Source organism: Pseudomonas sp. PD9R (genome assembly GCF_019200975.1).
Lineage (GTDB): Bacteria > Pseudomonadota > Gammaproteobacteria > Pseudomonadales > Pseudomonadaceae > Aquipseudomonas.
In genome coordinates, this window is sequence record NZ_JAHTMR010000037.1 from 1 (window position 1) to 10551 (window position 10551).

Below are 10551 nucleotides of genomic sequence, written 5' to 3' on the forward strand. Positions count from 1 at the left end.
CCTGTAAATCAGCCTTCAACGGCAGAGGCCCATGGTGGAACTCGGGGGCGTCTCATGTGAATCAGGCGTTACCGAAGAAACTGTGGGATCGACTCGGGTTGGTCTCGATACTGGATACGATAAACCGGCTTAACCGCATAGCCTGAACCGCCGTATACGGAACCGTATGTACGGTGGTGTGAGAGGACGGCGGATGTAAATCCGCCTCCTACTCGATCCCTCCATTTTTCGCAGCGAAAAAGCACTATTGCCCTTATGCCGCTTCAAGAGAACGCTACCACTGGCCGATAACCCGTATGGTCACAGTGATCTCTATTTCTCGCAGCCTTGAATCATTATTGAGGTTTAAGAAAAATCGCTTGATAGCCTATGGCCACTCGCTATCATCTGCGCGCGAAAAGGGCGGCGAAGCTGATCTTGTTTCTGAATTGGCCTTTCGGTTTTTCTTCTTAAATTGCCTGGAAATCTTCGATGCTGTCGTATCACCAAAAGCGTTTTCTGATCGTCGATGATTTCTCGGACTTCCGCAGCTCCGTCAGGTCCATGCTGCGCGAACTGGGTGTCAAGGAAGTAGACACGGCCGACTCCGGCGAGCAAGCCCTGCGTATGTGTTCGCAAAAGTCCTACGATTTTATCCTGCAGGATTTCCACCTGGGCGATGGCAAGAAAAATGGTCAACAGGTTCTCGAAGACTTGATGATCGAAAAACTGATCAGCCACGAAAGTGTATTTGTCATGGTTACCGCTGAAACCAGCCAAGCCATGGTTCTCAGCGCCCTGGAGCACGAACCCGATGCTTACCTGACCAAACCCTTCAACCGCTCCGGCCTTGCCCAGCGTCTTGAGCGGCTGGAGCAACGTAAGACTTTGCTGAAGCCGATCCTGCAGGCTCTCGACCGAGGTAAACCCGTTGAGGTGCTCAATGCTTGCATCGCCCTGTGTAAGCAAGACATCCGCTACTCGCCTTTGTGCCTGCGCTATCGGGCGGATGCCCTGCGTGATCTTAATCAGAATGAGGCGCTGGAGCGTCTCTACGACAGCATCATTGCAGATCGACCTTTGCCATGGGCTTTTGCGGGGTTGGGGCAGTTGTTGTTCAAGCGTGGTCAAGTCGCTCAGGCTAAAGGCATCTACGAAAAAGCTTTGAAAGTGTTCCCTATGATGCCAGCGCTCTATGACGGCATGGCGGATGTGCTGGTTGCCGAAGGAGACACAAAGGCTGCGCAGGGTGTGCTGGAAGAGGCGATTCGCTTATCGCCACTGGCTGTGCGCCGGCAGGCGCTGCTGGGTAAGCTGGCGATGACCAACGAAGATTTTGAAACGGCCTCCAAAGCTTACCGCCAAGCGGTTAGCCAAGGTGCCCAGTCCCGTTTCAAGGATGCTGAAAGCAACCTGGGCCTTGCCCATGCCTTGATCAGCAAAGGTAGCGAAAAAGGCCTCGATACCCGGACTCGTCTGGAAATCAATACAACGCTGAGCGCGGTGGCCAAGGAAAATCCATCTGACCCCGGCCTGCAAATTCGAGCACGGTTGATGAAAGCCACCAGCCTGTTGCTCAACGACGCCGAAACCGCCGAGAAGCTTACCGAACAGGCAATGATGCGCCTCGACGGCATGGAACAGTTCATGAGCGCTGAAGCGGCCCTACTGGTAGCCAAGCAATTGCAGATGCTCGGGCAGGCCGATGCCGGCGCTTCGATGTTGAAAAACTGCGCGGAGATCTACGGAGACGATCCGACGGTCATGAAGGGCATCGCCAAGCTGACTGATGATCCGACCATCCTCAACTCCAGCAATGCTGCAGCTGACCTCAACCGTCAGGGTGTGCGCGTGTACAAGACTGGCAACCTGGTAGAGGCCCGGGAGGTTTTCCGCAAAGCCTTGGCGCTCCAGCCAAAGAACATCAGCATCGCGTTGAACATGGCGCAGGCATTACTGCATGGCACTGATACCAATGTGCTGTCTGCCGAGCTCGAAGAGTGTCGGACTTGTCTGAAAATGGTCGGCTTGATGCCTGACACAGACTCACGTTATCCGCGTTATCAGAAGCTGAAAAGCAAGGCGTTGGGCGAATGAACGACAACCAACAAGCATTAGACTTTTCCACGGTGATTGCCTCCACCGTGCACGATATGAAGAACTCCCTGGCCATGCTGATGCAAGCCCACAGTCAGTGGTTGGCGAATTTGCCTGCCCCGGCCAGGCATAGTCCGGAGCAGGGTGTGATCGAATTCGAGTTCGCTCACCTCAATGGCATGTTGGTGCAACTGCTGGGGCTCTACAAGCTGGGTGTCAATCAGATGCCTCTGCAACCGGCTTACCACGAACTGGATGATTTCATCGAGGCGCAATTGGCCTGTCATCAGGACGTGTTCGCCAGCCGTGGTATTGCTGCGACGTTTGAAGTGGACCCACTGAGCCCTTTGGGTTTCTTCGACCGTGAATTGATCGCGTCGGTGTTGGCTAACAGCATCAACAATGCCATTCGGTACGCCCGGAATGCGGTATTGATCACCGTCAGTGATGACGCCGGTCAACTGGTGTTAACCATCAACGATGATGGGGAAGGTTATCCGCCGCAGATGATCCAGCGGCAGGCCGATTACGTGCAGGGTATCAATCAGAGCAGTGGCAGCACGGGACTGGGGCTGTACTTTGCCGGCCGTATTGCAGCCTTGCATCAGCGCAACGGAATCGGCGGGCGGACTGAAATCAGCAACGGTGGTCCATTAGGCGGTGGTGTTTTCAGTCTTTACCTGCCCTGATACACATCGCATTTTTATTCGTCGTGCTTGAAATTCCGAACATGCGGAGCCTATTTTGTACGGGTCGCCGTTTACGGCTCGTATAAAAACAAGGATTGCGTCATGACAACGGATGGCCTGAATTCACTCGTACAGCGATTGACGGGCGTTGATGAGATTGAGTGTGTCACACCTGATTTGAATGGCGTGCCACGTGGCAAGGTGATGACCGCCGAGGGGTTCCTCGAAGGTCGGCGTTTGCAGATGGCGCGGGGTGTGCTGTTGCAATGCATCATGGGCGGGTATCCGCCCGCGCGTTTTTACGGAAGTGATGACGGTGACCTGGCGTTAGTGCCAGATCCCGCACAGATCCACCGTTTGCCATGGAGCAAGCAACCCCGGGCATTCGCCATTTGCGATGCGGACGAACTGACCGGCACAAGCTCCAAACTGTCGACTCGCGGTCAACTAAAGGCTGTGATTGCGCGTTATGCCGCCCTCGGCCTGGCACCGGTGGTGGCTACCGAACTGGAATTCTTTGTCTTCGCGCCCAATAGCGATCCGACTCAACCCTTCCAGCCGCCGGTAGGCCTGGATGGGCGTCGCGAGGACGGCCATTCGGCGTTCAGTGTCAGTTCCAATAATGGTTTGCGACCGTTTTTCAGTGAGGTCTACGAGTGCATGGCCGCCCTAGGCCTGCCTCGCGATACCTTCATGCACGAAATGGGCGTTAGCCAGTTCGAGATCAACTTGGTGCATGGCGATCCGTTGCTGCTGGCCGACCAGACATTCCTGTTCAAGCATTTGCTTAAAGAGGTGGCGCTCAAACATGGTCTGACCGTGGTCTGCATGGCCAAGCCATTGGCGCATACGCCGGGCAGTTCGATGCATATTCACCAGAGCATCGTTGATATCGACAGCGGACATAACGTGTTCAGTGACGAGGATGGTCAGCCGACCGCGGCCTTCCGCCATTTCATTGCCGGTCAACAGGCCGGCATGGCGGATTTCACCGCGCTGTTTGCGCCGTACGTGAACTCCTATCAGCGCTTGTGCCACCCCTTCGCATCACCGAATAATGCCTGCTGGTCCCATGATAACCGCGCGGCGGGTTTGCGCATTCCGGCCAGTTCGCCGGTCGCCCGTCGGGTCGAAAACCGCTTGCCGGGGGCTGACGCCAACCCATATCTAGCGATCGCCGCAAGCCTGGCGGCCGGATTGTATGGTATTGAACAGAGACTGGAACCGAGCGAGCCGATCCAGGGTGAATTCGAAGTGCCGGATAATCTTTCGTTACCGTGTACCTTGCATGCTGCCCTTGAGCGTCTGAAACGTAGCCCATTGGCAAAGGAACTGTTCGGCCAGGAGTTCATCGAAGGCTACGTCGCTTCGAAGACCCTGGAGTTGACCAGTTTCTATGATGAAATTACTCCCTGGGAACGACGTGTTCTAGCAGCCCAGGCCTGACGAAATGTCGACATCGGGCTATCGTTTGCTTAGCCCGTTTCTCACTGCAAGGAGCCGCTCGGAACGCCGATGCGCCAAATCTGGAAATCCTTTCGAGCGCTGTATTTCGCCTCGCTGATGATGTTGATCGGCTCGGGCCTGTTGAGTACTTACCTGGGCTTGCGCCTGGCAGCCGATCATGTCGACAGCCTATGGGTCGGTGCATTGATGGCCGCCAACTATTTCGGCCTGGTGCTGGGGGGCAAGATCGGCCACCGGTTGATTGCCCGGGTCGGACATATCCGCGCCTATTCGGCTTGTGCCGGAATCGTGGGCGCGGCGGTGCTGGGCCATGGCCTGATCGATTGGTTGCCCGCCTGGTTATTCCTGCGGGTGATCGTAGGCCTCGGCATGATGTGCCAGTACATGGTCATCGAGAGCTGGCTTAACGAGCAGGCTGACGCCAAGCAGCGTGGGTTAGTGTTCAGCGGGTACATGATTGCCTCGTACCTGGGCCTGGTAATGGGGCAGTTGATTCTGGTCATGCACCCGAGCCTGGGCCTGGAACTGCTGATGCTGGTCGCCCTGTGTTTTGCCCTGTGCCTGGTGCCTGTGGCGCTGACCCGGCGGATTCACCCGGCTCCCTTGCATCCTGCACCGATGGAACCACGGTTCTTTATTCAGCGTGTGCCGCAGTCATTGAGCACGGTACTGGGGGCGGGCCTGATTGTCGGTTCGTTCTACGGCCTGGCACCGCTGTATGCCTCTCAACAAGGGCTGTCTACGGAACAGGTCGGTCTGTTCATGGGTAGCTGCATTTTTGCCGGGTTGCTGGTGCAGTGGCCACTGGGCTGGCTGTCCGACCGATATGACCGAGCATTGCTGATTCGCTCCTTCGCCTTCTGCCTGGCGCTTGCCGCATTGCCATTGGCGATCATGCAGCAGGTGCCACTGGAAATACTTTTTGCCGCCGGTTTCCTGTGTTCGCTGGTGCAGTTCTGCTTGTATCCATTGGCGGTGGCGTTCTCCAACGACCACGTCGAGGGCGATCGCCGCGTATCGCTGACGGCAATGTTACTGGTCACCTACGGGGTGGGCGCCAGTATCGGGCCACTCGTGGCTGGGGTGTTGATGAAATTGTTCGGCAGTCACATGCTTTACGCGTTCTTCAGTTTCTTTGCGTTGGTACTGGTATGGCGCATTCGCCCGAAAGCCGTGACCAACCTGCATCAGGTAGAAGACGCGCCGCTGCATCATGTTGCGATGCCGGACAATATGACGAGTTCACCGCTCGTGGCATGCCTCGACCCGCGTGTCGATGAGCAGGTGGTGCAGGAACAGATGCACAGTCCGGTCAACCCCGAGTCGCAACCGGACTCGGAGCCTGAAACCGATCAACCGCCAGAAGACCCGGACTCTGGCCGCGAACAAAGTTTCACCGAAGCCAGGCCATAACGTCGAAGCATAAAAAAACGGGCAGTCACCGCAAGGGACTGCCCGTTTTTGTTGGAGCGTTGTATCAGAGGTCGTCTTTGTCGAAGCGTCGCGCTTCACGTTGCAACTGATAGACGAAGCGCTCGACCTGCCGTTGCACCAACCCGCTCATGTTATGGAAGCGTATGCCGGCGAAGGTGGTGGAAATCTTTTCTTCGAAGTGCAGGTAACGCAGTTCGACCGGGGCAGTCATCTTGCCAAAGGGCAGGGCGGCCATGAAGCGATCGTAGACCTGACCCAGTTGCAGGCTGCCAGTAATGTCGCCGTCGAAGCGCAACTTGCAACCGGTGGCGGAAATGTCCAGCAATTTGCCGCTGATCGGGGCCTTGAGTTTCTCGCCATCCAGATCGACATTGACCAGTTGAGCCAGTTTCAGTGCGGCCCGGAATGCATTGCGACGCTGGTGGTACACCACCTCGTCAGGCAAGGTGCCGCGGTAGCAACGGCTGCCACCGGATTCATCGATGGTCAATTGACCGTTGCTTTCCCAGGCGATGCGCACGCCTTCGTGGAAGCCTTCGACCTTGAACGGCTCACCGGCCAGCAGGTAGCGTTCGCCATCACGGGGAATCATTTCGTCCAGCGCGATCATGTTGCGGTCACGATCGATGTCTATCAGATAGCTCTGAAAGCGCTGGCTACGCTCGTGGAACGTGATAATCAGCGGGTCATGGCTTTCTTGCAGCTGGCGCAGGTTGCCGGAGATTTCCAGTGGCGTGCTGAGCACCTTGGGCGGCTGCGGAGCATCTTCCGCATTTAAGGCATTGGACACGGTTAATCAATCTCCAGACAAATTTTGACTACGGCTAGCCAGCATTTTGCCAGCATGTTTCGCGTCTTGATAGAGCGTGCTCATCGACAGGCTTAAGCCTGACTGAGCGGGCGCGGTTTCACAAGCTTGGAGAATGTTCCGCTGGCATCGTAGAGCGCGGGTGGTTCGCCGCCGGTAAGGATTTTCAGCTGAGTGGCCGTAGCGGCCTGCTGGACCAGAATCGACTGGCCATTGTTGGCGTTCGTGGCGTGACACTGGGCCAGAAGGTCGGTCAATACGTCGCTTTGCGCGAGCAACGCTTCGCCAACGCTCGACTGACTGGCCAGTTGCTCCAGGCCGCTGCGGTTGGCTGGCAGGTTGAGGCTGGCGAGGATTTCGCTGCGTTTGCGGCCATGCTGTTCGAGCAAAATGATCAACGCCTGTTTCTGTGCCAGAACTTCTTCGAGCAGGGGCATGTCGCGACCATGCAGGGCGAGGGACTCGGTCTGCAGTAGCTCCAGCAAGTGTTGAGCAGGAGCAAAGTCGTCGGTGATCAGTTGCAATAAATTAGTGTCGTGCATGGCTGGCCTTGGGTTTTAAGCGTCCAAAAGCCTGGCGCAGGCCATGGCCTAGCGCTGGGCTTCGAAGTTGAGCAGTTTGCTGGCTACACGGTTGCTGTCGACTTTGTAGCTGCCATCGGCAATCGCTGCTTTCAACTCGGCCACACGGGCGTTGTTGACGACAGGCTGATCGCGCAGCGTATCAGTGACCTTTTGCAACTGTTGAGCCTCATCGCTGAAATGTACCGACTCCCCGCTTTTGACGGTACTGGCCTGTTCGGCCGGGGTATTCAGCGGTGCGGATTTTTCGGCGTCAGCCGTTTCCTTGCTGGCGCTGGTACGTGTACTGCCCGTAAGTGACGAGGAGCTGTTCAAACGGCTGAAATCAATGACCATGATAAAAAACCTCTGGGAATTTGGACGCTTGCCATGTTTTCGGCCATTCCCTGAATAACTTTAGGCCCATTTGTCGAGGACCTTGCGTGCGCCAGCGCTTGCCCTGCATGGGGCACAGTTTAGGGAACCGTTTTGATCAGCGCCACATCTTCATAGAGGCCTACATAGAAACTTCCACCTGGCCCGGTGCAATGACCTGTGCCTTGATGACCCGCTGGGAGTTGAGGTTTTTTACACGGATCTGTTCGCTCAACCCGCCATTGGCCAACGCTTCGCCAGGCATTCGCACGCTGAGCGTACCACTGCGGGCGGTAATCACCACTTGATCGCCTTTGCGGATGACTTCTGCCTGCTCGATGTGCACCAGGGTGATGACCTGATCGGTAACCATTGGTCGGGTAAGTCGTTGCCCGATCGCCTGGTCCAGGGAGGTCAGGTAGCCCTGGCTGATTAAGCTGATATCGCGTTCACGCAGGGTGACATCAGAAGACTCGATGATGCCGGCGCGGCGCAACGGTCGAGTGGTGGTCACGACGTCGCGAAACAGGCGCACTTGAGCGGGTACGAAGACAGTCCAGGGGGAGGAGCCCTCACAGCGAACCTTCACCGTAACCCGTCCCAGCGGCTTGGCCGGGCTCTCCAGCGTGGCTGTCAATTCCTTGTCGCACAGCGGCATGCGCAGGCGCGGATCGAGCTGGTTGACCTGAATTTCGTAGCGACCTTCTGTTTGACTGGTGGCCAGATAGTCCTCTACGGTGAATTCAAGAAAGCCCTGAGTGACGCCGATAAGTATGTCAGGCAAGGTAACCGCGTCAGCAAGGGCAGGGCTGCCAGCGTTGAACAGGCACACAGCCGCCAACACGCCGAGCAACTCGCGGCAGGGTTTGGTCAGGCGTCGGAATAATGTCGGTTTAGTGTTCATAGAAAGATAAAAAGCAAGCGCCGTGCCGTTTAGAGATGAATGTGCGTCGCAACAACACTTAGCGTTGGTGTAGGAGTCTGGGCATGGCTGGTGTAATGGATTCGGTAAACCAGCGCACGCAACTGGTGGGGCAGAATCGCCTTGAGCTGTTGTTGTTCCGTCTCGACGGCCAGCAGCTGTATGGGATCAACGTGTTCAAGGTTCGGGAGGTGCTGCAATGCCCCAAACTGACGCTGATGCCCAAGTCCAGTCCTGTCGTGTGCGGTGTGGCAAGTATTCGGGGGGCGACCATTCCGATTCTTGATCTGGCAATGGCGACCGGCTCCGGGGCGTTGAAAGATCAAAGCAATCCTTTCGTGATCATCACGGAATACAACACCAAGACCCAGGGTTTCCTGGTCCGGTCGGTAGAGCGCATCGTCAACATGAATTGGGAGGAGATCCATCCGCCACCCAAGGGTACCGGGCGCGACCACTACCTGACGGCTGTGACTCGGGTCGACAATCAGTTAGTCGAAATCATCGACGTCGAGAAGGTGCTGGCGGAAGTCGCGCCGACACCGGAAGCGATTTCTGTCGGTGTGGTGGATGTCGAAACCCAGCACAAGGCGCTGTCCTTGCGCGTGCTGACGGTCGATGACTCGTCGGTGGCGCGCAAGCAGGTCACGCGTTGCCTGCAAACGGTCGGTGTCGAAGTGGTGGCGTTGAACGACGGTCGGCAAGCGCTGGATTACCTGCGCAAACTGGTCGACGAGGGCAAGAAGCCGGAAGAAGAGTTCCTGATGATGATCTCCGACATCGAGATGCCGGAGATGGACGGGTACACCCTGACGGCTGAGATCCGCAACGACCCTCGCATGCAAAAGCTTCATATCATCCTGCATACTTCGTTGTCGGGTGTATTCAATCAGGCGATGGTCAAGAAAGTCGGTGCCGATGACTTCCTTGCCAAATTCCGTCCTGATGACCTGGCATCCCGGGTAGTCGACCGGATCAAAGCAGCAGACATCAGCTAGGGACGTTCGGTCCCTGGCGATCAACACGATTTAAGAGGCGGCAGCATTGTCTACGGGTAATTTGGATTTCGAACAGTTCCGGGTATTCCTGGAAAAAGCCTGTGGCATTTTGCTCGGTGAAAACAAGCAGTATCTGGTCTCCAGCCGTCTCAACAAACTGATGGAGCAACAGGGCATCAAGTCGTTGGGTGAACTGGTCCAGCGCATGCAGACCCAGCCGCGCAGTGGTTTGCGCGAACAGGTCGTGGATGCCATGACCACTAACGAAACCCTGTGGTTTCGTGACACCTATCCGTTTGAAGTTCTCAAGAACAAGGTATTGCCCGAAGCGATCAAGGCCAGTCCGGGCCAGCGTCTGCGAATCTGGTCGGCGGCCTGCTCGTCGGGTCAGGAACCGTATTCGCTGTCGATGTCCATCGATGAGTTCGAGCGGGTCAACATGGGCCAGTTGCGGATGGGGGTGCAGATTGTTGCCACCGATCTGTCCGGCACCATGCTCAACAACTGCAAGACCGGCGAATACGACAGCCTGGCCATCGGTCGCGGTCTGTCACCGGAGCGGCTGCAACGTTATTTCGACCCGAAAGGGCCGGGACGCTGGGTGATCAAGGCGCCGATCAAGAGCCGGGTGGAGTTTCGCTCGTTCAACCTGCTGGACAGCTACGCGAGCCTTGGCAAGTTCGACATCGTGTTCTGCCGCAACGTGCTGATCTACTTCTCTGCCGAAGTGAAGAAGGACATCCTGTTGCGTATCCACAGCACGTTGAAGCCGGGTGGCTATTTGTTCCTTGGTGCCTCGGAAGCGCTGAACGGATTGCCGGATCACTACCAGATGGTCCAGTGCAGCCCGGGGATCATTTACCAGGCAAAATGATTCGTTGGCTCAGTCAAAAAACGGGAGTTCTCAGGAACTCCCTTTTTTATGCCTGACACTTTTGCATCCCTGTAGGAGCTGCCGAAGGCTGCGATCTTTTGATCTTGTTGTTGAAGATCAAGGTCAAAAGATCGCAGCCTTCGGCAGCTCCTTGTATCTCGACTATCGCTCCGTCAGGAGCGATAGTTCTCGACTGATCATCGAGGGAGGGACCTGGAAGCCGCGCAGCTCCTTAGGCTTTTTGCCTGCAATGTAGATCGTGCTCCTACCCTCCACACTCACTCGTATAGTTCGAACGGTATCTTGGGCCCGTCCTTGGCGAGAGCCCGCATTTGCAAGGTTGGACAG

10 protein-coding genes and 1 pseudogene are annotated in these 10551 nt (G+C 56.4%); 7 read left to right on the forward strand and 4 right to left on the reverse strand.

What is annotated here, in order from left to right:
* From KUF73_RS31525 to KUF73_RS31170, 5 genes and pseudogenes are all read left to right on the forward strand, one after another.
* Window positions 1–146, forward strand: a pseudogene (locus KUF73_RS31525) (group II intron reverse transcriptase/maturase); the annotation flags it as partial.
* 325 nt (window positions 147–471) lie between these two features.
* Window positions 472–2076 carry a tetratricopeptide repeat-containing response regulator gene (locus KUF73_RS31155; RefSeq protein ID WP_218441768.1) on the forward strand — a complete coding sequence of 535 codons (1605 nt, stop codon included), beginning with the start codon at window positions 472–474 and terminating at the stop codon, window positions 2074–2076.
* Window positions 2073–2765, forward strand: coding sequence for a sensor histidine kinase KdpD (locus tag KUF73_RS31160; protein ID WP_218441769.1), 693 nt, complete (start codon window positions 2073–2075; stop codon window positions 2763–2765). Before KUF73_RS31155 ends, KUF73_RS31160 begins: the two co-directional genes overlap by 4 nt.
* A gap of 204 nt (window positions 2766–2969) precedes the next feature.
* Window positions 2970–4211: a glutamine synthetase family protein gene (locus KUF73_RS31165; RefSeq protein ID WP_218441776.1), complete on the forward strand. Its 1242-nt coding sequence runs from the start codon at window positions 2970–2972 to the stop codon at window positions 4209–4211.
* A gap of 69 nt (window positions 4212–4280) precedes the next feature.
* Window positions 4281–5645 (forward strand): MFS transporter, encoded by a 1365-nt coding sequence (locus KUF73_RS31170; RefSeq protein ID WP_218441770.1) that lies wholly within the window; start codon window positions 4281–4283, stop codon window positions 5643–5645.
* A 64-nt stretch (window positions 5646–5709) separates the two neighbouring features.
* On the opposite strand, the gene KUF73_RS31175 is transcribed toward KUF73_RS31170, so the two are convergent.
* The 4 genes from KUF73_RS31175 to flgA all read right to left on the reverse strand — a co-directional run bounded on the left by KUF73_RS31175 (window position 5710) and on the right by flgA (window position 8313).
* Window positions 5710–6456 carry a flagellar brake protein gene (locus KUF73_RS31175; RefSeq protein WP_218441771.1) on the reverse strand — a complete coding sequence of 249 codons (747 nt, stop codon included), beginning with the start codon at window positions 6454–6456 and terminating at the stop codon, window positions 5710–5712.
* 92 nt (window positions 6457–6548) lie between these two features.
* Window positions 6549–7016 (reverse strand): flagella synthesis protein FlgN, encoded by a 468-nt coding sequence (locus tag KUF73_RS31180; protein ID WP_218441772.1) that lies wholly within the window; start codon window positions 7014–7016, stop codon window positions 6549–6551.
* Window positions 7017–7064: 48 nt separating this feature from the next.
* Window positions 7065–7391 (reverse strand): flagellar biosynthesis anti-sigma factor FlgM, encoded by a 327-nt coding sequence (gene flgM, locus KUF73_RS31185; RefSeq protein WP_218441773.1) that lies wholly within the window; start codon window positions 7389–7391, stop codon window positions 7065–7067.
* 160 nt (window positions 7392–7551) lie between these two features.
* Window positions 7552–8313, reverse strand: coding sequence for a flagellar basal body P-ring formation chaperone FlgA (gene flgA / locus KUF73_RS31190; protein WP_218441774.1), 762 nt, complete (start codon window positions 8311–8313; stop codon window positions 7552–7554).
* Between the two features lie 83 nt (window positions 8314–8396).
* On the opposite strand from flgA, the gene KUF73_RS31195 reads away from it, so the two are divergent.
* Complete coding sequence (locus KUF73_RS31195) at window positions 8397–9329, forward strand: chemotaxis protein CheV (protein WP_218441775.1); 933 nt, start codon at window positions 8397–8399, stop codon at window positions 9327–9329.
* Between the two features lie 46 nt (window positions 9330–9375).
* Complete coding sequence (gene cheR / locus KUF73_RS31200) at window positions 9376–10203, forward strand: protein-glutamate O-methyltransferase CheR (RefSeq protein WP_056853152.1); 828 nt, start codon at window positions 9376–9378, stop codon at window positions 10201–10203.
* Window positions 10204–10551: the final 348 nt, after the last annotated feature.